Annotated in this window: 23 protein-coding genes and 4 pseudogenes; 14 read left to right on the plus strand and 13 right to left on the minus strand. The window is 70.9% G+C overall.

Annotation, left to right across the window (positions count from 1 at the left end; genetic code table 11):
* The coding region (locus RM445_RS28510; protein WP_311559965.1) for a phosphatase domain-containing protein at positions 1–247 on the plus strand (247 nt) is incomplete at its 5' end.
* 129 nt (positions 248–376) lie between these two features.
* Here the strand turns inward: RM445_RS28510 and RM445_RS28515 are convergent.
* The 4 genes and pseudogenes from RM445_RS28515 to RM445_RS32585 form a co-directional block, all read right to left on the minus strand.
* Positions 377–769 carry a hypothetical protein gene (locus RM445_RS28515; protein ID WP_311559966.1) on the minus strand — a complete coding sequence of 131 codons (393 nt, stop codon included), beginning with the start codon at positions 767–769 and terminating at the stop codon, positions 377–379.
* Positions 770–938: 169 nt separating this feature from the next.
* Complete coding sequence (locus RM445_RS28520; protein ID WP_311559967.1) at positions 939–1322, minus strand: cupin domain-containing protein; 384 nt, start codon at positions 1320–1322, stop codon at positions 939–941.
* A gap of 439 nt (positions 1323–1761) precedes the next feature.
* Positions 1762–2943, minus strand: coding sequence for a methyltransferase (locus RM445_RS28525; RefSeq protein WP_397469424.1), 1182 nt, complete (start codon positions 2941–2943; stop codon positions 1762–1764).
* Positions 2917–3122, minus strand: a pseudogene (locus RM445_RS32585) (transposase family protein); the annotation flags it as partial. The gene RM445_RS28525 and the pseudogene RM445_RS32585, both read right to left, overlap by 27 nt.
* 219 nt (positions 3123–3341) lie before the next feature.
* Here RM445_RS32585 and RM445_RS28535 point away from each other — a divergent pair.
* The gene (locus RM445_RS28535; RefSeq protein ID WP_311559969.1) at positions 3342–4007 is read left to right on the plus strand and encodes a PadR family transcriptional regulator; all 666 of its coding nucleotides are present in this window, start codon (positions 3342–3344) and stop codon (positions 4005–4007) included.
* A gap of 740 nt (positions 4008–4747) precedes the next feature.
* On the opposite strand, the gene RM445_RS28540 is transcribed toward RM445_RS28535, so the two are convergent.
* Entirely contained in the window at positions 4748–5890 is a 1143-nt protein-coding gene (locus RM445_RS28540) for an AAA family ATPase (protein WP_311559970.1), read from the minus strand.
* A 386-nt stretch (positions 5891–6276) separates the two neighbouring features.
* On the opposite strand from RM445_RS28540, the gene RM445_RS28545 reads away from it, so the two are divergent.
* Positions 6277–6489, plus strand: coding sequence for an FAD-dependent monooxygenase (locus RM445_RS28545; protein ID WP_311559971.1), 213 nt, complete (start codon positions 6277–6279; stop codon positions 6487–6489).
* A gap of 571 nt (positions 6490–7060) precedes the next feature.
* Here the strand turns inward: RM445_RS28545 and RM445_RS28550 are convergent.
* A complete protein-coding gene (locus tag RM445_RS28550) occupies positions 7061–7555 on the minus strand; it encodes a DUF4231 domain-containing protein (RefSeq protein WP_311559972.1) in 495 nt (164 codons plus the stop codon).
* A gap of 1288 nt (positions 7556–8843) precedes the next feature.
* Between RM445_RS28550 and RM445_RS28555 the strand changes: the two genes are divergently transcribed.
* The 3 genes and pseudogenes from RM445_RS28555 to RM445_RS28565 all read left to right on the plus strand — a co-directional run bounded on the left by RM445_RS28555 (position 8844) and on the right by RM445_RS28565 (position 11533).
* The gene (locus RM445_RS28555; protein ID WP_311559973.1) at positions 8844–10082 is read left to right on the plus strand and encodes a metal-dependent hydrolase; all 1239 of its coding nucleotides are present in this window, start codon (positions 8844–8846) and stop codon (positions 10080–10082) included.
* 202 nt (positions 10083–10284) lie between these two features.
* A pseudogene (locus tag RM445_RS28560) lies at positions 10285–10514 on the plus strand (DUF6010 family protein).
* 530 nt (positions 10515–11044) lie between these two features.
* Positions 11045–11533, plus strand: coding sequence for a TfoX/Sxy family protein (locus RM445_RS28565; RefSeq protein WP_311559974.1), 489 nt, complete (start codon positions 11045–11047; stop codon positions 11531–11533).
* A 48-nt stretch (positions 11534–11581) separates the two neighbouring features.
* On the opposite strand, the gene RM445_RS28570 is transcribed toward RM445_RS28565, so the two are convergent.
* The gene (locus RM445_RS28570) at positions 11582–12967 is read right to left on the minus strand and encodes an MFS transporter (protein ID WP_311559975.1); all 1386 of its coding nucleotides are present in this window, start codon (positions 12965–12967) and stop codon (positions 11582–11584) included.
* 66 nt (positions 12968–13033) lie between these two features.
* Between RM445_RS28570 and RM445_RS28575 the strand changes: the two genes are divergently transcribed.
* A complete protein-coding gene (locus RM445_RS28575; protein WP_311559976.1) occupies positions 13034–13495 on the plus strand; it encodes a winged helix-turn-helix transcriptional regulator in 462 nt (153 codons plus the stop codon).
* Positions 13496–13549: 54 nt separating this feature from the next.
* On the opposite strand, the gene RM445_RS28580 is transcribed toward RM445_RS28575, so the two are convergent.
* Positions 13550–14257 (minus strand): LysR family substrate-binding domain-containing protein, encoded by a 708-nt coding sequence (locus RM445_RS28580; protein WP_311559977.1) that lies wholly within the window; start codon positions 14255–14257, stop codon positions 13550–13552.
* A gap of 43 nt (positions 14258–14300) precedes the next feature.
* Here RM445_RS28580 and RM445_RS28585 point away from each other — a divergent pair, with 43 nt between their 5' ends.
* Complete coding sequence (locus RM445_RS28585; RefSeq protein ID WP_311559978.1) at positions 14301–14702, plus strand: DUF5997 family protein; 402 nt, start codon at positions 14301–14303, stop codon at positions 14700–14702.
* Between the two features lie 109 nt (positions 14703–14811).
* On the opposite strand, the gene RM445_RS28590 is transcribed toward RM445_RS28585, so the two are convergent.
* Positions 14812–15171, minus strand: coding sequence for a MarR family winged helix-turn-helix transcriptional regulator (locus tag RM445_RS28590; RefSeq protein WP_449619194.1), 360 nt, complete (start codon positions 15169–15171; stop codon positions 14812–14814).
* On the opposite strand from RM445_RS28590, the pseudogene RM445_RS28595 reads away from it, so the two are divergent.
* Positions 15161–15591 (plus strand): annotated as a pseudogene (locus tag RM445_RS28595) (zinc-binding dehydrogenase); the annotation flags it as partial. The gene RM445_RS28590 and the pseudogene RM445_RS28595 sit on opposite strands and share 11 nt — an antisense overlap.
* A gap of 73 nt (positions 15592–15664) precedes the next feature.
* The gene (locus RM445_RS28600; protein WP_311559979.1) at positions 15665–16450 is read left to right on the plus strand and encodes a class I SAM-dependent methyltransferase; all 786 of its coding nucleotides are present in this window, start codon (positions 15665–15667) and stop codon (positions 16448–16450) included.
* On the opposite strand, the gene RM445_RS28605 is transcribed toward RM445_RS28600, so the two are convergent.
* Positions 16438–17016, minus strand: coding sequence for an AAA family ATPase (locus RM445_RS28605; RefSeq protein WP_397469421.1), 579 nt, complete (start codon positions 17014–17016; stop codon positions 16438–16440). The genes RM445_RS28600 and RM445_RS28605 overlap by 13 nt on opposite strands.
* A gap of 39 nt (positions 17017–17055) precedes the next feature.
* Positions 17056–17394, minus strand: a complete 339-nt coding sequence (locus RM445_RS28610) for a TFIIB-type zinc ribbon-containing protein (RefSeq protein WP_311559980.1) — start codon at positions 17392–17394, stop codon at positions 17056–17058.
* Positions 17395–17584: 190 nt separating this feature from the next.
* Here RM445_RS28610 and RM445_RS28615 point away from each other — a divergent pair.
* Positions 17585–18009: pseudogene (locus RM445_RS28615) on the plus strand (SAM-dependent methyltransferase); the annotation flags it as partial.
* A gap of 216 nt (positions 18010–18225) precedes the next feature.
* On the opposite strand, the gene RM445_RS28620 reads toward RM445_RS28615, so the two are convergent.
* Positions 18226–19701 carry an alpha/beta fold hydrolase gene (locus tag RM445_RS28620; protein ID WP_311559981.1) on the minus strand — a complete coding sequence of 492 codons (1476 nt, stop codon included), beginning with the start codon at positions 19699–19701 and terminating at the stop codon, positions 18226–18228.
* A gap of 151 nt (positions 19702–19852) precedes the next feature.
* Between RM445_RS28620 and RM445_RS28625 the strand changes: the two genes are divergently transcribed.
* Both RM445_RS28625 and RM445_RS28630 read left to right on the plus strand, forming a co-directional pair.
* Positions 19853–21547, plus strand: coding sequence for a sensor histidine kinase (locus RM445_RS28625; RefSeq protein ID WP_311559982.1), 1695 nt, complete (start codon positions 19853–19855; stop codon positions 21545–21547).
* A complete protein-coding gene (locus RM445_RS28630; RefSeq protein WP_311559983.1) occupies positions 21535–22182 on the plus strand; it encodes a response regulator transcription factor in 648 nt (215 codons plus the stop codon). The genes RM445_RS28625 and RM445_RS28630 overlap by 13 nt, the downstream gene beginning before the upstream one ends.
* A 2-nt stretch (positions 22183–22184) precedes the next feature.
* Here the strand turns inward: RM445_RS28630 and RM445_RS28635 are convergent, their stop codons facing one another.
* Positions 22185–22916 carry an SDR family NAD(P)-dependent oxidoreductase gene (locus RM445_RS28635; protein ID WP_311559984.1) on the minus strand — a complete coding sequence of 244 codons (732 nt, stop codon included), beginning with the start codon at positions 22914–22916 and terminating at the stop codon, positions 22185–22187.
* Here RM445_RS28635 and RM445_RS28640 point away from each other — a divergent pair.
* The gene (locus tag RM445_RS28640) at positions 22895–23239 is read left to right on the plus strand and encodes an alpha/beta hydrolase (protein ID WP_397469422.1); all 345 of its coding nucleotides are present in this window, start codon (positions 22895–22897) and stop codon (positions 23237–23239) included. The genes RM445_RS28635 and RM445_RS28640 overlap by 22 nt on opposite strands.
* Positions 23240–23259: the final 20 nt, after the last annotated feature.

Consider the following 23259-nt stretch of genomic DNA (forward strand, 5'->3'; position numbering starts at 1 on the left):
GTGGTTGCTCATCGGCGACGACGGGCAGCACGACCAGGAGATCTACGGCAACTTCGTCGCCTCACACCCGGACAATGTCGCCGCGGTGGCCATCCGGCAGCTGTCTCCGACGCAATCGGTGCTCGCCGGTGGCCTGCCAGTTCCCACCGACGGATCCGCTTCAGCGGATCGGCACGAGCGGCCGTGGATGTGCGCTCCCGACGGCGCCGGGCTGGCCCGCCAGCTGAGCGAGACCAGTCTGCTCTAGGTGTACTGGCCTGAGACGTTGTGCACCGGTCCCGGGGGACCGGTCTAACAGTGGGGGTCAGCGTCGTCTGCTGGCTGGCCAGCAGTCGCGACCACATTACCGGGGCGAGCCCGGACTCGGCACCCGCGATCAGCACGGCCCGGCATGCTCGGCCGCCATGCGAGCGGCGGTCGGCGGGCCGACGCCGGGGAAGCTGGCGAAGATCGGCGTGTCGGGGTGCTCGGCGACCGCGGCGGCGATGGCGTCGTCGTATTCGGCGAGCTGGGAGTTCAGCAGTTGCAAAAGCCGGGTGAACGACTGGGCGGAGAACGACTTCCCCGCGACGGTGCCCGGCGAGGCGGACAGCAGGTTCGCGCGCATCCGCTCGGCGAGGACCTGCGCCGAGACCCGGCCGGTGTAGTGGTGTCGGTCGAGGAACCCGGCCATGCGGGTGGTCTTGATCCGCGACGCGGCCTGCGGGGTCGGGTAGTCGAGTACGAAGTGCAGGGTGATCTGCCGGTCGACCGAGGAGAACAGCCGCACCGCGTCGACCAGTCGTCGGGTCCGACGGCGTAGAAGGCTCGTCGGCGCGGCTACGCATGATCGACAATCACGGCGCCCACGAATTGTCCCACGCTTACGAGAGATCACCGCTCAGCACGGCCACGGCTCCTGAACACCGAAAGCGCTGTCGACCTGCTGCAACACATCATCAGCGAGTGCTGGTGAACCCGGCTGAGTAGCGGACGCCAGATCCGTCAGGTCGTCGGTTCGAGCCCGACTCGCCCCACCGTTGAGCAGGACGAACGTGTGATTGCTTGATCTTCGCGTGGGCCCGCGGTGCCACACCCCCCGTGGACACCTGCAGGCGCTGGTCGCCGACCCAGAAGATGCCCGAGCCCTCCAAGACGACGAACACCTCGTCCTCGTGGGAGTGGACGTGGACCGGGGCGGCTGCACCGGCGCTGCCGTGAGTACGGACCATGGCAAGTTGACCGTTGGTCTTGTCGCCGTCGAGCAGGACGCTCATAACCCCGCCGTGCAGCCACTCGATCTTCTGATGGTCGGCGGCCTGGGCAAGGTAGGCAAGGCTCATGGCGTCCTCCCCGGCCGGGTGGGCTCTATACATCGAACAGCTCGCCGACCGAAAGGTCGAGTGCAGCCAGACTTGCATGGCGGAGGGTGGCTCAGGCGATGACTCGCGCTGATCGACGCCTCGTGGCTCCTGGTCCGTTCGAGCTAGCGCCGCCTCGTTCGTCGCGTCTGCGGCGCCTCCATCGGTTGCCCGAGCGCGACCCGGGACGACTGCACCGCCTGGCAGCGGACCCCCGAGTCCGGATTGGGCACCGCGGCGGCGATCTCGTCGTGGAGGTCGGCAAGGTGTCAGCCACATGGATCCACGCCAGCCGCGACCGAGCCGCAAACTTTTATCCGGAGGTTGCTGAATTGGCCTCTTCTGAGATCAAGGGCGCCGCCTCCGGCGGCGGGGCCAGCGTGTCGGCCCCGCCGGCCTCATCCGACGACGGGCTATCAGATCATCCAGGTTTGCGCGCCAGCAGTACGCCGCGATCGCCCGCCGCCGTCCGGTGCTCCACGTCCACGAACCCCACGCACCCGGCCATCGCAGTCAGCTCCGCGACCGACCAGCACTTGCCCGGCGTGGAGTGCATCAGCAGTACGGAGTACTCCGCCACCGGCAGGGGACCCCGCTTGTCCGCGGCCACGTGGGCGTCGTGGTCGACCAGCACTCCACCGGGCGGCAACGCCGCGAACGACGCTGCGAGCAGCTGCTCGACCCGCTGGGCATCCCAGTCGTGCAGCACCTGGGAGTACAGGTGCACGTCGAACCCGCGCGGGAGCGGATCCGTGAACATATCCCCGGTCACGACGTCGACCCGATCGGACAGACCGCGCGCATCCAGCAGGGTGCGGGCCGCCGCGTCGACCGGAGGTCGCTCGAACACCGCTGCCCGCACCGAGGGACGGCCGGCGATCACCGCGGCCGCATAGATCCCGGAACTGCCGCCCACGTCGAGCAGCGCCGTCACCGGTACGTCCACCACCGCCGCAGCCAAGGCGGGGGCCAGGAACGCGCCCCGGGCGTCCATGGCCGCGGTGATGCGCTGCGCGAAGGCCTCGTCCTCCAGTCGACTCGACCAGTCCGGCTCGACGCCGTCGTCACCTGGCTTTGCGCTCGCCCACGCCGCCTGGTCGTCGGTCCGCAGCACCGCCGCCAGCTCGCCGACCGCCGGCCGCTCCGCCAGTGACTTGTAATACGCCCGCAGGTCGAACGACGAGCCAGCGACGAGGTGGTGGCGACCAAGCTCGGTGACGGAGACACGGTCGTGGGCGGCGAGGTCACGGTCGACCAGGCCCAGGGCCGCGCAGTAGGTCAACAGCACATCAGCCGGGCGCTCGGCCAGCCCCAGCCCCGCCCGCAGGTCCGACGACGTCACCGGACCGTGCGCGGTCAGCCAGGTGAACAGGTCGAACTTCACCACCGCGGCGATCAACAGGTCCGCCGCGTACGCGCCATCTCGCACCCGGTACAGGACGGTGGGGTCAGGAACACCCGCGGCCACGACCACGACCAGCACGCTACCCAGAACCGCACAAGCCCGCCCGCACCCGGCACCGGTGTTCTGATTACGTGAGAGGCGCCGGTAGCGGCCGGTGTCGGGATCGAGTCGGCGCCACCGCTGCGGAGTTCGGATCACGGGTCCGCCGCCCTGATAGGCGGTATCGGCCAGCGCGGCGATCTCCGCGGCGGCCAGGGGCGTCGATGATGCCGTGCTCACTGGCGGGCGCACATGTCGTCCCGGGCACCGGGCAGCACGGGTGAGATCCACACCAGCTGGCCGACCGGGTCGGCGATCACCTGCACGTTTAGGCCATGCACCGCGACACCTACCGCCAGCGGCTTCGGTCGGTGGTTCTGCCACGTGGCCGTTGCACTAGTGGCCTCAACGACCGCTGGGTGGGAGCCGGCCCAGCCGGACCACGCCGGTGGGCCGACGTCCCTCTCCGCGGTGCCTCGCCCGCCGGCCCACCGACGAGGTGCCGAGTACATCCTGCCCTTGGCAGCATGTCAAGGTGCAGCATGGCCTCGGACTCGGTGCCGCGCACCACCACCTCGTACGCGATCCTCGGCCTGCTGTCGGTGCGGCCGTGGAGTACCTACGAGCTGGCCAAACAGGTCCGGCGCAGCCTGCGCTGGTTCTGGCCGCGCACGGAACGGAAGATCTACGACGAGCCCAGGCGGCTGGTCGCAGACGGTCTGGCGACGGCGACCCGGCAGTACACCGGCCAGCGGCCGCGGACGGTGTACTGCATCACCAACCAGGGCCGCGACGAGCTGAGCCGCTGGCTCGACCGCCCTCCGGCCACGCGCAGTGTCGAATTCGAAGGCATGCTCAAGCTGTTCTTCGCCGACGCCGGTTCGCTCGACCAGCTCGCCGCCACGTTGGCCGCGATCGAGCGCGATGCCGCGGACCGGCTCGCCGAGCTAGCCGAGGTCAACAAGCAGAACCTCGCGGGCACCAATAACTTCCCGCAGCGTCTGCACTTGAGCGTGTTGGCACTGCGCCTGCACGTGGAGCAGGAGATCGTTGTGTACAACTGGGCCCGCTGGGCACGGGACCAGGCAGCAACCTGGCAGTCCACACGGGACCCCGGCATTTGGGACATGGTAGCGGCAGAGCGCGAACTCGCGGAACGAGCCGACGCGACGCTGCCCGCAGATCAACGATCTGAGGTCGGCCGGACCCCGCGGCCGGAATGATTGAGTCCGAACACGACAACGTCCGCCTCGCTCACCTGAGGCGGACGCTGTCCTTCCGACCGGGTTGGGCAGGGTGGGGCCAGAGCCGAAGATCAGACAGGCCCAGTCGCCGAGGAACTCCTACGGCCATCGCCCGGGACGGTGGTCCGAGTGGTCAAGCGACCACAGGGCGCACTCCAGCTTTTGGAGAATTATCTGGCACGGACGTCGGAGCACAACTACGCTCCCGTACCGGGGCGGACGACTGATCCGCTCCGTCGCCCGACCCGGCCTCACCGCTGATGCTATTCAGGGGCGTGGCCGGTCCCGGCCGTGGTTCCCCTCCGATCCGGCCGAGACCGAGCCGGTGGGAGCTTATGGCGTTGGCGGGATGCCGAACGCGCTCGGCGAGGCCGATGTGCTGACCTTGTCGTCTTGGGCGTCCAGTACGCGCAGCCGAGCTGCTTCGTCCGCCACGCGAACGGTCGTTCGGATCGTCTGACCGGACGCGGGGGCGCTGCCGCGCAGACGTCGCTTCGGGACGGGCGTACCACTACAATCCGGGCGCCAGACCGGGCGGCTAACCCCCTCTATTCGCCCGGTCTGGCCCGCGATGAGAGGCCTTCTCTCGTTGCGTTGACGGTGGCAGATCGCCGGTCAGGCTCACGGCCAGTGGCAGGCCGTGCGCGTCGAGGATCAGGGTGGTGCCTGGGACCGGGCAGGTCGCGGTCGACCGGCGACAGGCCGACCTGAGCCCCTCTTCAACGCCCGCACGGCAAGGCGTCAGTCGCTCCCATGCACTGATGCCTAGGGCGGTTCTCGCGGGCACCGGTTCGATCAGCGCAGCAATCCGGTCGTCGAGGGATCCCGGTGGGGCAGGACGAGCAACTCGATGTCTCTGAGGACAATACGGGGCCGAGCAGCATCACCCTGCGGCCGGCCGGTGGCCTGCCCAGCCTCATCACCTCCCGCTCGGCCGCCTCGCCGGGCGCTCGTCCGACGACCGCCTTCCCGGCGTCTCGGAGCAGCCCGACCGCCGCGAGGTCGCCGGCGCGGGCCGCCTGGATGACGTGGTGGGCCCGGCCGGCGACCGTCACGCCGCGGTCGGCCAGCGCCTGCGTGCAGCGCTCGTGGGCGCCGAGCCGCCAGCCGGCCGGTGCGGAACCGTAGACCGCCCGCCGAACCAGCGGATGCCGGAACCGGAACCGTCGAGGGGCCTCGGTCGGGCGGACGAGGTCGCGGCGCTGCAGCTCGTCGAGGGCGTCGGCCATCGCCGTCTCCGGCAGCGCCGCCGCGGCGGCGGCGACCTCCAGCAGGAAGGGGTCGCCGGCGACCGCCGCTGCCTCCAGCGCGCGCCGGGTGGCGCCGTCGAGGGTGGCCAGCTCGTCGCCGAGGGCCGCAGCGACGGCGGTGGGGACTCCGACGTCGAGCGGCGTGCCCGCGGTGACGGCTCCGTCGCGCGGCCGGAACTGTGCGAGTTGCCGCAGGTAGAACGGGTTGCCACCGCTCTCGGCGTGCAGCGACGGAACGAGGCCCTCGTCGATGTCGGAGCCGAGCAGCCGCCGCGCGTCGTCGAGCGTCAGCCCGGCCAACTCGATCCGGGTGAGCAGGCCGGTGTCCGCGGCGCGGTGCAGCGCGCCCACGAGCCGCGGGGCCGCCTGCCGCGGACGCAGCGCGGTGGCGAGCAGCACCGGACCGGCTGGCGGGCGGCGCAGCAGCGCGCACAGCAGCTCCACCGAGCCCGAGTCGGCCCAGTGCAGGTCGTCGAGGAGCAGGACCAGCGGCGGCCCGCCGCCGAGCACCTCCAGCAGCCTGCACACGGACCGGTGGGTCCGGTACCGCCGATCCTCGTCGGACGGGCAGGCAGGACCAGGGTGCGACTCCGGGTGCGGCCCCGATGTCACCGCATACGCAGCCGGTCACGCTCGTCGCCGTGCCGCAGTTCCTGATCCACCACCGACACGCTGCGGACGACTGCGACGCGGTGTTCGCCTCCTTCCACGGCTTCGACAGCCCCTGCGACGGACGTCGACGCTCTCGTCGTGCCCGTGCGGCGGGCACGACATCTGGTGTTCCGTGGAGGCGGACGACTCGGCGGCGGCGCTCGCCCTGCTGCCGTTCTACGTCGCCACCCGGGCGACCGCGACGCAGGTGGGCACGTGGCACATCCCCTGACGTCCCGGCCCGTCCGCGCCGACCGGGTGCTGCTCACCGCCTTGTTCCCAGACCAGACGAGACCGGAGCTGACACGACCACCGAAGCGACCGCACTGCCCGCCCGCACGGACGTCGTGGTCGTCGGCGCCGGCCCGACCGGCCTGGTGCTGGCCTGCGGGCTGGCTGCCCGCGGCATCGAGCCGCTGGTGCTCGACCACGTCGCGCAGGGCGGCAACACGTCGCGGGCGGCCGTCGTGCACGCCCGCACCCTGGAGGTGCTGGAGGACATCGAGGTCACCGAGCAACTGCTGCGGCTCTCGGCAGTCGAACTTGCTCACGCGGCCTGACCGCACCAACCCGCCCGAGTCAACGACTCTCGGGCATGGCCCACTCGCCCGGAACTCATCCGCAGTGTGTCCAGCCGCCATCTGGCCACCGGTAACTCTTACCAAACCGGATCGGCATTGAGGTCGGGGGGACAACCGGGGCCGTCCGCTGGTGGCGGCGGGACATCGTGAGCAAGTTCAGCAGGGCGGGGATGCGCCGGACGGAGACGGGCGCAACTGTGGCGGATGCAAGGGTCATGGCGAACAGCGTGGCGTCCACGTTGGCCGGCGCCGATGACGGTGGCTCGACTGTGGACGACCAAAATCCCCAACGCCGAGGGGTGCTACCACCCCTCAGCTCGAAGACCCCCCGATGGGAGAACCTAGGGAGTAGGGCCGACGCTTGATCGGCGGCCACATCGATGAGCTCCCGGTAGAAGCAGCATGATCGGACTGCTCACCGAACACGAGCATCGCGCGCTGTTGGCTCTGCCCGGTGAGGAGTCGGTGGCGATGTCGGGGAGATAACGGTGGCGACGAGCGCGGGCCATCCCCCTCGCGTAGGTGGGACTTCGTCGACCTCGATGCCAGGCTATGTACCAGTCTTGCTGCGGGCCGTCGCTCCGCCGGCGCTTTGGCCTCTGCCCTTGGTCTCCACGAGTTGCGCCCACCCCTGCGTGTCCTGCGCCTCGACGGTGTTCACCACTTCCATGAGCTTCCGGTCGCGCAGCGCCGGGTCGTTGTACGGAGGCTCACCGACGTCATACCGCCGGCGTTCCTGCTTCAGCGTCTGGCACGCCCACATGGACCGCACGTAGGTCTCCTGCCAGTGGAAGATCTGCCGAAGGCCGGTGAGGACGACGACGATGCCGCCGAGCACGGCCGCCGGCACACCGTTGCTCGGCCAGGCGAGCGCCGCCACGGAGATCGACGCACCGACGATCAGCAGCGCGATCTCGAGGATCCGGAAGCGCTCACGGGCGCGGGCAGCGTAAGTCGTGTACCACGCGATGAGGTCTTCGCACACGCGGACAGCGGGTGACGGGCTGGGCATGGCAGCCGTGGCGGGCTCGCGGTTCGTTGTCACCGTGCCCCCATTCCTCACACTTCAGTAGGCGATAACGCCGATCCGGCAGCTTCGACGCACGGTGGCCCGCGGTCGCCAGGAGCGTAGTCCGAGCCCAGCAGCGCCCAGGTTGCCGGCAGCGGAGCTGGCTGGGGTTGGGGGAGCACCGGCCAGCCAACGCCGCTCCGCCTCTCGACGGTCAGCATCCCCCAGGATGTAGGTCGAAGGTTCTCCGCGTCCACCGTTCCGGGACGATGTACTCCTGGACGGACGCGGCCGTGGTGCACGGTGGTCGACGCCCGCCCAAGGAGAACCTCGCATGTGCGGTCGCGGCGGTGCGATCGAGCGGTACGGTCCGATCATCAGGCGTCGGGTGTCGGCGGCGTCGTTGACCTCGCCACCGTTCGCCCCTGGTCGGATCGGTGTCCGTGCGGACCGCTCGCTCTACGGTGTCCGTACGTCGGGGATCCTGCGACTGGCTGATCTCCTCGGTGGGCTGTCGACGGCGCCGACTACGGCTTCGGGCTGCCGCCGGGCACCGCGGTACCACCAGTCTGGTGGCCGCGGCCCTGGGGCGGCGCATGTATCTGGCCGATGGTGAGGTTCGCGACGCCCTTTACACCGGGCTACTCATGCACGTCGGTTGTGTCGGTATCTCCCATGAAACCGCGGCCGCATTCGGCGCGACAGCGGCCGGTAGCGGCCGGTGTCGGGATCGATGCGGCGACGGCGCTGCGGGAACCCGGATCGCTGGTTCGCCGCCCTGGGGGGCGGCGTCGGCCAGCGCCTGGACCCCGGTCGTGGCCAGGCCGTCGATCAGGCCGTGCTCGTGGGCAGCGCCCATGTCGTGCCGAGCCGGGAAGCGCAGGCGAGCCCAGACCAGACGGCCGGCCGCATCTCGCCGGCGCGGACTTGGGCGGCGAGGACAGTCGGCGACGGCCCGATCTGCAGATCCAGGCCGAGTTCATGCGCGACCGGGGCCACGGTCTGCTGGGTGCGAGTGAATTCCGACGTGAGGATCGCGGTGATCCCCCAGCAGCCGCAGCGCCGGCCGACACAACCCCGACGGTCAGACCACTCGAGAGTGCGGGCCGCGGACCATGCCCACGGAATGCCCCACGCTTATCACCGACCACCGGGCATCACGGCTGCTGTCGCTGACCACGAACAGCGCTCCTGACCTGCTGCCATGTGTCTAGCGATCACGGGCGATCATGGGGGAGCAGCGGACGTCAGATCCGTCAGGTCGTGGGTTCGAGCGAGTGTGTGTGCGGTGGTCCCGAGAATTACCGCGTTACGATCATCGGCCGTGGACAACCTGACGCACACGCTGATCAGTGTCATGGTCGGCGAAGCGATCCACCGGTCCACCCCTACGTCCCCGGTCTTGACCGAGAGTGCGCGGAGGAACGTCGCGATCGCCGTCATGGTGATCGGTGGGAATCTTCCGGACTTCGACGTGATCTACACGGGCTTGGCCGACACCAAGCTGGATTATCTCCTGCACCACCGTGGCCACACTCACACGATCATCGGCGCGCTGATTCTGTCGCTGCTGTTGTTCGTGGCGGTCCGACTCTGGTGGAAGTACCGGAAGGTCGAGCCGCGACCAGCCGACATCAGGTTCCTCGTCGTGCTGTCGCTTGTCGCGCCGTTGCTGCACATCGGCCTGGACTTCACCAACAGCTACGGCATCCACCCGTTCTGGCCGGTCGACAACCGTTGGTACTACGGCGACGCGGTCTTCATCGTCGAACCACTGCTCTGGGCCTGCTCGGCGGTCCTACTGTTCACGCTGCGGAGCACGTTCATGCGAGCGGTGATCGCCCTCGTGCTCGTCGTCGGCCTCGGCCTGAGCTGGTTCAGCGGCCTGGTTCCTGCCTCGCTCGCGGTCCTGCTGACGCTGCTGACCCTCGGCCTGGCCGCCGTCGGTCGCTACTCGTCGCCCCGGGCCGCGCTGAGTAGTGGCATCGCCGCTTGGCTGGTGGTGACCGCGGTCTTCGTGGCGACGAGCCGGACGGCGAAGGGTCAGGTCGACGCGCTTCTGGCGGACGATTTCCCGACCGCCCGCACCCTCGACACGGTGCTGACGCCGGCGCCGGCCAACCCCGTCTGCCGTGAGGTGCTGGCGGTTCAACTGGTGGACGGCCGCTACGTGGTTCGTAGGGCCTTCCATTCCCTGGTGCCCGGGTGGATCCCGGCCGGCCGGTGTGCGCAGCTGAGTTCGAGTGGCACCCCAACCGCTCCGCTGATCCCGACGGCCCAGGCCTCGACCGACGAGATGGCCTGGATCGGGGAGTTCTCGACCGGTGCCGACCTTTCCGCGGCACTCGCGCGGGACTACTGCGCCGTCGACTCCCTGTTGCAGTTCGCGCGTGCGCCGTGGGCGGGTCGGTACGGCGACGGGTGGGTGGTTGGCGACCTGCGCTACGACCGTGAGCCCGAACTCGGCATCGCCGAGATCGAAGTCGGTTCCTCGACGGACGAATGCCCCCGCTTCCGGCCGCCGTGGGTGCCACCTCGGCAGGACCTGCTGGGCAGTCGGTGAGGACGTCCCTGGCACTGGCGCAGGTTTCAGCCCGACTGCAACTTGGCCGCATCCTCTACCGCTTGTGCAACCCGATGACCTCGGTGAACCGACAGCGGTACCGCGGCGACCATCCAGATTGCCGGAATCGGTGACCGGAACATCCGTCGTGGACGTCGTCGCTCCCGTCCTGGTCGGGCTCGCCTACATCGCGCTCGCCTCGGTGCTGCCCGAGCCGGCTCGGCAGCGGGTCAATGCGCTGATGGTCGCGGGGGCGGGTGCGGCCTACATCAGCGGCGGCGGTTCGGCCTCTGGGAGCTCGCGTTCACCACGGTCGTCACGGTCTGCGCCTACCGGGGACTGACGAACTACGCCTGGCTCGGCGTGGGCTGGCTCCTGCACACTGCATGGAACATCGTCCATCACCTTCAGGGGCAGCCCGATCATCCCTGAGCTCGCCCTCTCGTCCCCGCTGCGGCCGAACCGGCCATTCCACCCTCCGCGATCGGCGACGCGATCGCGTACGCCCTGTCCCAGCCGGCCGAGGCGGACGTCAACGAGATCGTCGTGCGCCCGGTACAGCAGCGATGACGAGTGTCGGCAGGCGACCGCCGCGGTCGTCATCGCAGGCTGTGAGACCGCGCTCTCAACGCGAGCACCTGTTTATCGATCGTGTGAAACGGTTTACCCGTAAGAGTGGCGGGAGTCGAGCACGACGGGTTCGAGGATGCCGCCGACAGGGCCAGCTCGGCCGAGGATCTGGCCCGAGACAGCGTGCTGCTCCGCATCGAGGCCCGTCGCATCCGTCACGACGTGCAGCGCACCAGGGAAATCCTCCATCAACGCCGGCACCGACAGGACCCACGACTACTTCGGCCACCGTGGCCTGACCCGGGCGACAACGACTGCGACCATTCGGCGAGCAGGTAGGAGTGGAGGAGCCGAGCACGTCCCCCGACCAGGAGCCCTGAGGTTGACCGACAATGCCGACCACGTACGGGCAGGCCGCCGAGCGCATCCGAATGATTCTGGCTGCAGAACCATCGACCCGTGAGGTGTCGATGTTCGGCGGTCTGTCGTTCATGGTGAACGACAAGATGATTGTCAACGTCCGCCGCGGCGGCGATCTGCTCGTCCGCGTCGACCCCAGCCGATCGCCCGAATTGGTGGCCGACCATGGCGCACGATTCGCCGAGATGGGGGCGGGTCGGGCAATGGGACCGGGTTGGATCGACGTCGCGGCCGAGCTGACCGCCACCGACAGCCAGCTCCGCTTCTGGCTCGACGTGGCGATGGAGTTCAACGACCAGACAGCCGGCGAACCCGGCACCCGCCGCGCTCCGGCTGCCCGCGACACCGAAGAGGGGGAGGAGACGGCCGTAGCGTCGACGGCGCCGACCGCTGACCCCCTCTCGACGGACGAGCCCGTCGTGCGGCCCTCCCACACGCCCTCATCGACCTTGTTTCCCTGAGCGCGGCCTTGGCGGCGACGGCCCTCGCCGAGGAGCTCGTTGGAGCCCTCAGGTGGTGGCGCGCGCGTGGGTCCGTAGACCAGGCGCGGTCACCACCACCCCGAGAACAGCGGCGGCGAGGGCGACCAGTAGCCCGGCGCGCAGCGCGTCGTAGGAAAGCGGTCCGCCGCCGGAAGCCGTGACGACCACGGCCGTCACCACGGCGAGGCCCAACGCCGCGCCGAACTGGAACGAGGTGGTGAGAATGCCACCCGCGAGGCCCTGCTCGTGTTCGTCGACGCCGTCGGTGGCGGCGATCGTCAGGGGGCCGTACGCAAGGGCGAACGCAACACCGAGCACCAGCAACGCCGGCAGCATCAACCAGTAGCTGCCGTCGGCGGTCAGCGGGAGGAACAGCGCGTAGGCGAGCGCGGCGAGTGCGAGCCCGGCCACGACGACGCGTCCGTTGCCGAGTCTGCGCACGAGCACCGGGGTGAGTGTCGGGGCCAGCACGGCGTCGATGCCGGCCACGGCCAACGCGAGCCCGGTCTCGATCGTCGACCAGTTGCGCAACTCCTGCAGATACAACACGGCCACGAACTGGAATCCCATGAACGAACCGACCAGCAGCAGCGCGCCGAGGTTCGCCCGGGCCAGCGCGGCCGAGCGGAGGATTCCCAGCCGCACGAGCGGCGCCGCGGACCGACGCTCGATGACCGTGAACCCTGCGAGCAGCACCAGTGCGACGACCAGCATGCTCGCGGTCAAGCCGGGCTCGACGTCCGGCGCCCGTACGATCGCGAGCACCAGCACCAGCATGGCGACGGTCAGTGTCACCGAGCCGGCGATGTCGAAGCGACCGCCGGGCGCTGCGTCCTGGCGGGGGAGCATGCGTATGGCCACCACCAGCAGCACGGCGGCCACGACGACGGGTGCGAAGAACACCCACCGCCAGTGCAGGGCGGTGAGCAGGCCGCCGGTGACCATCCCGAGTGAGAATCCGCCGGCGGCGGTACCGGCGTAGACGAGCAGGGCCCGGTCCCGCCCCGGGCCCTCGGCGAACGTCGTGGTGATGATCGACAGACCGGCGGGGGTGAGGAAGCCCGCGGCCACACCGGTCGCGAACCGGGCGAGGATCAGCATCCAGCCCTCCGTGGCGAGCCCGCCCAGGCCGGAGAAGGCGAGGAACACCACCAGCCAGGTCACGAACATGCGACGCCGCCCCAGCAGGTCTGCCGCGCGCCCGCCGAGCAGCACGAATCCGCCGTAGCCCAGCGCGTAGGCGGTGACCACCCACTGCAGGTCGGCAGTCGGCAGGCCCAGCTCGGCCCGGATCGACGGTAGCGCGACGCCCATCATGGAGATGTCGATCCCCTCCAGGAAGATCGCGCCGCACAGCACGAACAGCACGCCCCACTCGTGCGACGTCAGGCGTGGGGCCTCCGATGTCGACATCGGTTCTTCTCCGTCCAATCGGTTCCTTCTTGTAACCAACCGCATCGTGGGTCATCATGGGCAATCGTGGAAGAAGGCACTTCGCCGACACCGACGCACCTCTGCGGAACCAGCCCGGACGACCCGTGGGACGCCTTCCAGTGGGACACCCGGGAGGACTGCGAGGTGCGCCAGATTCTCGACCGCGTGGCCGACAAGTGGTCGCTGCTGGTCATCGCACTGCTGGAGCACCGGACACTGCGCTTCACCGAGCTTCGCCGGCGGATCGACGGCATCAGCCAGCGCATGCTCACCGTCACCCTTCGCCAGCTGGAGCGCGACGGGCTCGTGCGACGCACCGTCCACCCGGTCGTGCCGCCCCGCGTGGACTACGCGCTCACCCCGATGGGCTCGACGCTGCACACCACGATCCAGGCGCTCGTCACCTGGACCGAGGCCCACCAGCAGGAGATCGCCGCGGCACGCGCCGACTACGACGTCCGCCTGGCCGCTGCGACAGAGGACGCGACTGCTGCTGGGACGCGATGACGGACGCCGCTGCCTTCACCGCCCAAGGCCGCGTGGCCGGGTCGGTGGGTGTACTCATCGACGGTGCGTACCGCGCCGGGCCGGAGGGCGCCGGGCAACGCTCTTCTTCGTGCGGGCGGGTGTGCCCGGTGCCGTGGTCTCGCCCCGGCGGGGGGTGCGCGTGCTGTTGACCGTGCGTCCGCGGACTATCCCGATGAACTCTTCCATCAGCTCGGTGTTCTCCGCGTCCGGCCAGGCGAGACCGACGCTCGACCCCGGCGCGTCGGCCAGCGGTCGGTAGGTGAGGTCGCGGCGGTGGTGAAGGCGGGCCAGCGACTGGGGCACGACCAGCAGGCCGACGCCCGCGGCGACGAGCTCGATCGCCTCGGCCGTCGTCGCGGGGGTGAACGCCGCTGCCCGCCCCGGCCGGTCGCCGGGCCAGGTCAGTGTGTCGTCCTGCGGGCTGAGGACGATCTCGTCGGCCAGGTCCGCGACCGTGGCCTCATCGGTCGCGGTGACGACGTGGTCCTTCGGCACGACGGCCACGGTGGTCTCGGTGTAGAGCGGGATCGTGTGAAGCCCGGTCCGGTCGATCGGCAGCCGGACCAGGGCGGCGTCCACGGCTCCGGTCCGGACCAGCTTGAGGGTCTCGTCCGTGGTCGCCGTGACCAGTTCCAGGGGGACGTGGGGGCGGCGCTCGGCCCACATCCGCGCCCACTTGCCCGGCGTGACGCCGGGGACGTAGCCGAGCCGGAAGACGGCGGCGTCGCTCGGCTCGGTCACCGGCCCAGGCTATCGGCTGGTCAGGCCCCGATATCCTGGGCGTATGACGCGGCAGAGGTCGACCCAGACGATGAAGCCCGCGACGGCGGCGAAGAAGCTCGGCGTGCACCTCGACGCGACGCCCGACGAGTTCCGGGCCGGGCTGGTCTCGCGCGACGAGCTCGACGCCCTGCAGGCCGATCCGCCCGAGTGGTTGCGCGAGCTGCGACGCAACGGCCCGCATCCCCGCCAGGTCGTCGCGGACCGACTAGGAGTGTCGATCTCCGGGCTGGCCCGCGCCGAGATCACCGAGCCGCTGACCACCGCCCAGATCGCGGCGTTGAAGGAGGAGCAGCCGGAGTGGCTGCGCCGCGAGCGCGGCACCCGGGCCGATGCTCAGCGCGAGGAGGCCCGACTGCGGGCCGAGCGGTCCGGGAAGCGTCGCGACAATCCGGTCGGGGGATGAGCGGGGTCCCTCGATGGACGACCTTCGCCCTCACCGCGGACCGGCCACCGGCTCCCCGTAGATCGACGTGCGCAGGGTGACGTCCCTGCCCGGGCGCTGATCGCGATGTCTACGGGCTGCTCGGCCGCGCGCCTCTGCGGCGGCGAGGCGCGGCTGAGCGGGGTGGCGCCGAGCGCATGTGGTTGCGTACCGGCGCCAGCAGGCCGGCGAGCGCCTGAGCGTCGTCACGGGAGAGCGGCTCGAAGAGCAGGTTGCTGACAACCTGGGTGTGGCCGGGCATGACCTTCGCGACCAGCGCGCGTCCGGCATCGGTGATGGTGACCGTGATGCCGCGCTCGTCGCCCGGGGTGGGAGCGCGCGTGACGAGGCCCGTCTTCTCGAGCAGGCCTGCCTGGTAGGTCAGGGCGCTGCGGCTGTAGACGATGGCGTCGGCCAGGTCGGTCATGCGGTGGCTGCCCGCCCACGTCATCGCCACGGCCAGTCCGCCAGCAGGGACCGCGTCACACGGGCGGGCGCCGACGAGGTCGTCGACCACACCGCCGCCGACGTGACCGAAGCCGTCACCGAACCGGTCGACGTCGTGCTCAACCTCGCGCCGGTCGACCCGGCACAGCTGACCGCGCTGGTCGCCCTGGTCCGCCCGGGTGGGATTGTCGTCAACACGACCGTGTGGATGCCCGCACCCGTCGACGAGGAGCGCGGCGTGCGCGGCATCGACGTCTTCGTCCGCAGCGACGCCGAACAACTGTCGAAGCTCGTGGCGATGGTCGACCGCGGCGAGCTGCGTATCGACGTCGCCCGGCGGGTGCCGCTGGCCGAGCTGCCGGACGTCCATGCCCAGGCGGCCGCCGGCGAGCTGCCCGGCAAGGTCGTCGTCGTCCCGACCTGAGCCTCGTCCAGCCGCGAGGCATACTTCGCGACGGCCCGGTCGCCATCGAGATCGAGAGGACCTGGTGACGGCGATGTCCGACCCGCCCGACCTCTTCGACTACGACGCGGAACTGCGCCTGCACAACGAACACTTCCGGGCCGCTGCAGATGTCGGCACTCGCGACCGCGTACTCGACATCGGCTGTGGCACAGGCCAGTCCACGCGCGAGGCCGCCCACGCGGCGGTCGACGGAAGCGTGGTGGGCGTCGACGTCTCGGTGCCGATGCTCGAACGGGCCCGCCTGCTCGGCGCGGAACAGGGATTGACCAACATCACCTACGAGCAGGCGGACGCCCAGGTCCACCGCTTCCCACCGACGAGCTTCGACGTCTGCATCAGCAGGTTCGGGACGATGTTCTTCACCGAGCCGGTCGCCGCATTCACCAACATCGGGCGCGCTCTGCGGCCCGCGGCGCGGCTGGTGCTGCTGGTCTGGCAGGAGCGCGACCGCAACGAGTGGGCCACAGCGATCCGCCAGGCCCTCACCACCGCATCGGCCACGCCTCGCGGGCCGGACGCGTTCTCACTCGCCGACCCGGCCGTCACGGAAGGCCTCCTGACGGCGGCCGGCTTCGCGGACGTCAGCTTCACCGAGGTGCACGAGCCCGTCTACTACGGCCCGGACAGCGGCGCCGCCTTCGACGCCGTGCTCCGCCTCCTCAAGTTCGGTGATCTGCTTGCCGACCTCGACGCCCCGGCGGCCGAGCAGGCACGCACGCGGCTACGCAGCACCCTCGACGCCCACGACACCGGCGGCGGCGTGTACTTCGACTCGCGCGCCTGGATCGTCACCGCTCGCCGCCGTCAGTCTCGGTGATGCCGCGCCGTGAGCCATTCGTGCACCGCCGCGGCCGTCTCGTCGATCGAGCGCTCGGTGGTGTCGAGCAGCTCGACCGGCGGATCCAGGGTCGCTGCGTCGCGTTCCAGCCAGGCGGCGTACTCGAGCGTCTCGGCGATCCGCGGCTCGTCCCACTCGCGCCATGCCGGGCGTGTCCGCAGCCGGGCGGCGAGGACGTCGGCGTGGCAGGTGAGCGCGAGGTAGTGCACTTGGCTGAACAGGGTCCGCTCGGGCAGCGGCTCCAGCTCGGGCGGGACGACGGTCCCGCAGAGCAACACGGGCCGGCCGCTCTGCCCGATCGTCGCCGCCAGCCGCAACCATGTCGTGCGGAACGCGCGGTGGTGGTCGGTCGGGTCGCGCAGCTCGGGGACCCACAGGACGTCCTGCTCCAGGACGACGAACCGGTCGCTGACCCGGGGCAGTAGCGCGCGTCCCACGGTCGACTTGCCGGTCCCGCTGGGCCCGACGAGGCAGTACAAGGGCTGTGGGGCGAACTCCTGCTCGTGTCCGCAGGACTGGCACGCCAGCGGCGTCGCCGGGGCCACCCGTGCTCCGCACCGCGTGCAGACCAGCGGGTTCACCGCTCAGCCGAACAGGTCGCCGAGGAAGCTCTTGTGCCTGCGGTTCCCGTACGGGCGCGGGGAGTCCGGGTAGTGACCGCCCTGGCGCTCGCCCCGGTACGGGCGCGGCGAGTCCGGCTTGCCGTGGTGCCCGCCGCGGTACGGGCGAGGTGAGTCAGGCTTCCCGCGATGGCCCCCGGGCGGTACGTAGGCCGAGGTGCCGTAGAAGTGGTCCTCGGCGGTGAGCATCTGCTCCAGCTCGCCGTGGTCGAGGAAGATCCCGCGGCAGTTCTCGCACTGCTCGATGCGCACCCCCTGCCGGTCGACAGTGCGCATCCGCCCGTGGCATTTGGGACAAGTCACGCGGGCCAGGATAGGGGCGTCGTCGGGCAGATGGCTTCGTCGCCTTCGCACTCCGTGCCTGAGCCCACGGCGCCGTAGCTGTGCGAGGGGCAGTGCAGCGGTTGCCCCGTTCAGCGGTGGTCGTGCGGCGGGCCCGTGTCAGGCTGACCAGCACTGGTCGCTGGTGGCGACGAGGGTGCGGGAGGTCGAGATGACCACGTCCGGAGATGGAGATGCGCAGACGTCCGGTGCAACGCCGCCCGAGGTCAACGACCTGGCTTGGTCCAACCGTCGATTCCTTGCCCGGGCCGTGCGGTTCCTCGGCGACCAAGCCGAGATACGGCAGTTCCTCGACTGCGGCTCAGGGCTGCCCACAGCGGAGAACACCCACCAGATCGCCCGGCGGGTCGACCCGACGACCGGGTGGTCTACGTCGACAACGACCCCGCCGTGATCGAGCACAGCGAAGTACTGCTCGCCGGCGACGAGCTCAGCCGCATCGTGTCCGCCGACATCTTCCAGCCGGCCCAGGTGCTCGGTCACGCCACGGTGCGCACCCATCTGGGCTTCTCCCGACCGATCGCACTGTTGCAGGTGGGCACGTTGCACCACTACACGGGCGACGACGGCGCCGACCTCATGCGGCACTACGCGGAGGCTCTTCCCTCGGGCAGCTACGTGGTGGTGGCGCACTTCTTCGGCCCGGGGAGCTCGAGCTGTGCGACCTGTGGTGGCCCGACGGACCACGACTGCGCGGGCTCAACCAGGTCGAGCGGTGCATCGCCGCAGCGATCGGTCGCAAGCCGTGATGATCGGTGGACTGCGCCGTGTGGTGCGCACCGGGTCCTGCGGTCACGCCGGGCAGCGCGTCCCGTCGGCCGGGAGCTCACCGCGGGTCAGCGTCGCGCCGGCCGCGCTCGCGAGGCACTGCGACCGGTAGAAGCCGGTGTGGCCCATCGTCTCGAGCACCATCAGCCGCGCCCCCGGGATCATCGACCTGAGCTCCTCGCCGTTCTCCAGCGGCGTCTCCGCGTCCGAGACGTTCCCCATGATCAGCACCTTGCCCGCCACGGGCTCGGTCGGCAGGGGGAGCGGGCCGTCCTTCGCCGGCGGGCACGCCGTCGCGTTCGTGAGGGCGAAAGTGGCGGCGAACGCCCCGATCCGCGGTGACATCCGTGCCGCCTCGTCCGCGTCGGCCTGCACATCGGCGAGGGTGAGGCGGGTCGGCCAATCGGCGCAAGAGACGAACTGGAAGATCTCCGGGCCGTTCGAGAACGTCCCGTCCGGCTTCCTCCCCGCGATCGCCATTCCCACCGCGTAGAGGCCCGACGGATCGCCCTTCGTGCGGTAGTCGGCGATGACCTGCTCGGCGAGCTCCTGGGAGCCCGCGTAGTCCACCAGGCCCGCGAGGACGACCTGGTAGAGCAGGCCGACCGTGAGTCGTTTCCCGTCGGTCCCGGGGACCACCGGCTGCTCCGCCCGCACCTTCGCGAAGAGCGCGTCGTACCCGGCGCCGGGGTCGGGCCCGAAGGCGCAGTCCGGCTTCGCGGCACACCGCGCGAACCACCGGTCCAGGGAGTCCTGCCCGGAGCGCACCATGCCGAACGCGGTGTCGCGGACCGTCCCCTTCTGCGACATCGAGCCGTCGAGCACCATGTTGCCGACGGTGCCCGGGAACATCGCGGCGTACGTCGCTCCGATGCGGGTGCCGTAGGACAGGCCGAGGAAGTTCAGCACCGGTTCGCCGGCCGCGACCCGCATCGCCTCGAGGTCGCGCACACCCGGCACGGTGCCGATCACGTCCAGGTAGGACCCGTACCTGGCCGTGCATGCGGCGTTGCGCTGCTGCGCTGCGTCCGCCATGGAGCGCAGCCCCTCCGGTGTCGCCGGATCGGCCTCGAAGTACTGCAGGTTGCCCTCGGGACAGCTGATCGGCGTGCTCACCGCGAGCCCGCGGGGGTCCCAGGTGATGATGTCCATCGTCCCGCCGGTCGCGTCGGCGATCGCCTGGCCGCGCGTGCGGATCGACGCGTTGCCCGGGTCGCCCGGCCCGCCCCAGTTGACGAAGATCGCGCCGGTTCGCGTCCCCGTCGCGGGCATCTTCGTCATCGCTAGCGTGATCTTCTCGCCGTCGGGGGCGTTCCAGTACTTCGGGACCTCGATCGTCGTGCACTGGAAGCCGTCGCCGCAGTCGGTCCAGTCGAGCGCGGGCACCGGTGGGGCCGGAGGCGGAGCCGCGGACGGCGCGGCGGGGGCGGGGGCGCAGGCGGCGACGGTCAGCGCGAGGGCGAGCACCACCGCGACGTTCACCAAGCGGATGCGAGGCATCGGAGTCCCTTCCCCGGGCGCCGGACCGAACGGCCCTCACGATGTCGGAGGGGCGGGCGGTGGCCAATGGCCCTGGACCCGGCACAAGAGGGGGCCTGGGCCCCCTTCGGGGAGATCCGGTTCGGGGCGTCCGGCCCTAGAATCCTGCGCGGTGGAGGAAGCGCCGGCGGAGTCGTTCCGACGCCGGCCCGCGGGGTCGGCCGTCCGGCCTGCCCTGGTCCTTCTCGGCGCTGCGGCTGCTGCCCTCGCGGTCGCCGTGGCCTTCGTCGCGGTCGCCGGCCCGGTCGAGCCCGCCTGGTACGGCACGCTGTTCCCCGCCGTCGGCACCGCCTACGTCGGATCGGGGCTGCTCGCGTGGTACCGCCGACCGGCCAACCGCGTGGGTCCGCTGCTCGTCGCGGCGGGGGTCGTCATGTACCTCGCCGGGTTCGAGCTGACCGGCACACCTGTGCTGATCGCGATCGGGCTGGTGTTCTCGCTCGCACCCATCGCGGTGATCCTGCACCTGCTGCTCGCGTTCCCGACCGGCCGGCTCACCACCCGCGCCGCGCGGGCGCTCGCCGTCGCCGGCTACGTCGTCGTGGTCGGAACCGACGTGGTCCGGTACTCGCTCACACCCGGCGTCCCCTTCGCCGTCGGAGACGCCCCCGCCGTCGTCGCCGCCATCGGACTGACCCAGCGCATCGGCACGATCGTGATCATTCTCGCGACGAGCGCGCTGCTCGTCCACCGTTTCCGGCTCGCCATGCCGACGCAGCGGCGCACGCTCGCGCCCCTCTACGCGTTCGGCATCCTGACGATCGGTTACATCGTCTTCGCCGCGAACGTGCTGCCGCCGTTGCTCGGGCTCGATCTGTCGACGGTGGCCGCCACCCAGGTGATCGCGATCGGGTTGATCCCCTTCGCCTTCGCCGTCGGCGTGCTGCGCGGCGGCTTCGCCCGGACCGCCGCACTGGAGGATCTCGGGCTCTGGCTCGCCCGCGGCGACCGCGACCCGGAGGCGGTGCGCGGAGCGGTCGCCGAGACCCTCGGCGATCCCGACGCGCGGCTCGTCTTCCGGATCGACGACGGTTATGTCGACGCCGGCGGCAACACGGCCGAGCCCGCGCCCGGCCGGGCCACCGCGCGGGTCCGGCTCCACGGCGCGGAGATCGGCGCGATCGTCCACGACCCCGCGCTCGTCCCCGACTCCGCGCACGTCGACGCGGTCTGCGGGACGATCGCCATCGCGCTGGACCGACAGCGGCTCGTCGCCGAGCTGCGGGCCTCCCGCGCCCGCGTCACCGAGGCCGCCGACGCCGAACGCCGCGCCATCGCCCGCGACCTGCACGACGGCATCCAGGGCCGGCTGGTCCTGCTGCGGCTGCAGGCCGCCGGGAGCGTCGACGCGGGTCCGGGCGACGTGCTCGCCGGGCTGGACCGCGCGATCGACGAGCTCCGGCAGCTCGTGCACGGGGTGATGCCGGCGATGCTCGTCGAGAACGGTCTCGGCGCGGCCGTCGAGGACCTCGCCGACCGCCTGCCCGTCCGCACCGCCGTCGACGTCCGGGTGCACAACGACCTACCGCCCGTTGTGCAGAGCACCGCCTACTTCGTCGTCGCCGAGGCACTGACCAACGCGATCAAGCACGCCGGCGCCTCGCAGCTCGACGTGCGGGTCCGCCGTGACGACGCCGACGTCCACATCGAGGTGTGCGACGACGGATGCGGCGGTGCCCGCGTCGGCGGGCAGGGCGGGTTGCGCGGGGTGCGCGACCGCGTCGAAGCCCTCGGTGGCCGGTTCGAGGTCGCCGACCTCCCGGGCGGCGGCACCCGGCTGTGCGGCAGGCTGCCGTGCGCGTCGTGATCGGCGAGGACGAGCCCCTCTTGCGCGAGGGCCTCGCCCTCCTGCTGTCGCGCAACGACTTCGACGTCGTCTCCGCGGTCGGCGACGCCGACGCGCTGCGTGCGGCGGCGGCCACGCACCGGCCGGACGTCGTCGTCACCGACATCCGGATGCCGCCGGGCAACACCGACGACGGCCTGCGTGCGGCGCTGGACATCCACGGCGCCGACCCGCCCACGCCTGTCCTGGTGCTGTCACAGCACGTGTCGCGCCGCTACGTCACGACGCTGCTGGGCGACCGCGCCGGCGGCATCGGCTACCTGCTCAAGCACCGGGTCACCGACGTCGAGAGCTTCTGCGACGACCTGTCGCGTGTCGCGCGCGGCGCGGTCGTCCTCGATCCCGAGGTCGTTGCGGTGATGGTCGGCCGCTCGGCGCGCGACGACGGCCGCGTCGACCGCCTCACCCCGCGACAGTTGCAGGTGCTCGGGCTCGTCGCGGAGGGGCGCAGCAACCTGGCGATCGCGCATCGGCTCGGGATCACGGAGAAGGCCGTCGGCCGGCACGCCGCGCAGATTTACGACACCCTCGGCCTGCCGCTGAGCCTGGACGACCATCGCCGCGTGCTCGCCGTGGTCCGCTTCCTCGACCGCTGAGCCTACGAGTCGATCGTGGGCCGAGGTGCTGCGAAGGACACCCTCGTCAGTTCCTCGGAGGTGCGCCAGATGCGCCGAGCGTCCTCGACGCTGTGCAGCCGCGAGTAGAGCTTCTGCTCCGCAGGGAGGGCCGCCGAGGTGCCCGGGACCGCTCGGCCCGTAGAACCGGGCGCTGCGAGCCTCGGGGGACGTCGCTGCATACAGGGCGGGGAGGCACGCCGTCTCGACGGTCCCGACGAGGATTCCGTGGCGGGAGAGGGCTCCGATGATCCGCCTGCCCGTGGTCTGGCGGCCCGACTGCGCCGGTCGAGCTCGAGGCCGAAGAGTCCGAACGCGATCTTCGACTGGCTGTAGGCCTTCATGCCGTCGTAGGAGCGTTCCCAGTTCAGGTCCTGCCAGTTGATCGCGCCCTGGTTGGCCGCGACGCTGATCTGTGAGGTGACGCGGGCGCGGCCGGCGCGCAGCAGCGGCAGCAGGCCGGCGACGAGGGCGAAGTGGCCGAGGTGGTTGGCGCCGAACTGCAGCTCGAACCCGTCGGCCGTGGTCCGGCGGTCCGGCGGGGTCATGACCCCGGCGATGTTGACGAGGATGTGGATCGGCCGGTCCTCCTGACGGAGGGTCTCGCCCAGCGCCGCCACGGACTGCAGCGACGACAGGTCGAGCTCACGCAGGGACACGTTCGCGGCGGGGTTCTGCCGCAGGATCCCGGCGATTGCCGCTTCTCCCTTGCGCACATTGCGGACGCGTCTTCGCGGACTGTCCACGGTGGGCGGTCCCCGCCGCACCGGCGTCGGTGCGCGCGCCGCTGGTGAGCGACCTGCCGGTCCTCGTCATGGACGGTACGTTCGACGGGCTCACCGCCCCCGCCCACGGCGACCTCGTCGCCGACACCCTGCCGAACGCGGTCCGGGTGACCTTCCCGGACGCGGGTCACGACGTCACGAACGGGTCGCCGCAGTGCGCGCTGGAGGTGATCCAGGGCTTTCTGGACCGGCCGGACGCCCCCGACCTCGGCTGCGTGGCCGGCTTGGCGGCACCCCCGTTCACGGTGGGATGAGAGCTCCCACCGGCCCGTCG

Origin of the sequence: Pseudonocardia charpentierae (assembly GCF_031845345.1) — a bacterium.
Classification (GTDB): domain Bacteria; phylum Actinomycetota; class Actinomycetes; order Mycobacteriales; family Pseudonocardiaceae; genus Pseudonocardia; species Pseudonocardia charpentierae.

Bases quoted from the DNA above. Each gene is read 5' to 3' on its own strand.
- RM445_RS28565 (WP_311559974.1), top strand. From the start codon at position 11,045: ATGCCGACCACGTACGGGCAGGCCGCCGAGCGCATCCGAATGATTCTG.
- RM445_RS28590 (WP_449619194.1), bottom strand. From the start codon at position 15,171: ATGACGTGGGCGGGCAGCCACCGCATGACCGACCTGGCCGACGCCATC.
- RM445_RS28520 (WP_311559967.1), bottom strand. From the start codon at position 1,322: ATGAGCCTTGCCTACCTTGCCCAGGCCGCCGACCATCAGAAGATCGAG.
- RM445_RS28600 (WP_311559979.1), top strand. From the start codon at position 15,665: ATGTCCGACCCGCCCGACCTCTTCGACTACGACGCGGAACTGCGCCTG.
- RM445_RS28585 (WP_311559978.1), top strand. From the start codon at position 14,301: ATGACGCGGCAGAGGTCGACCCAGACGATGAAGCCCGCGACGGCGGCG.
- RM445_RS28570 (WP_311559975.1), bottom strand. From the start codon at position 12,967: ATGTCGACATCGGAGGCCCCACGCCTGACGTCGCACGAGTGGGGCGTG.
- RM445_RS28620 (WP_311559981.1), bottom strand. From the start codon at position 19,701: ATGCCTCGCATCCGCTTGGTGAACGTCGCGGTGGTGCTCGCCCTCGCG.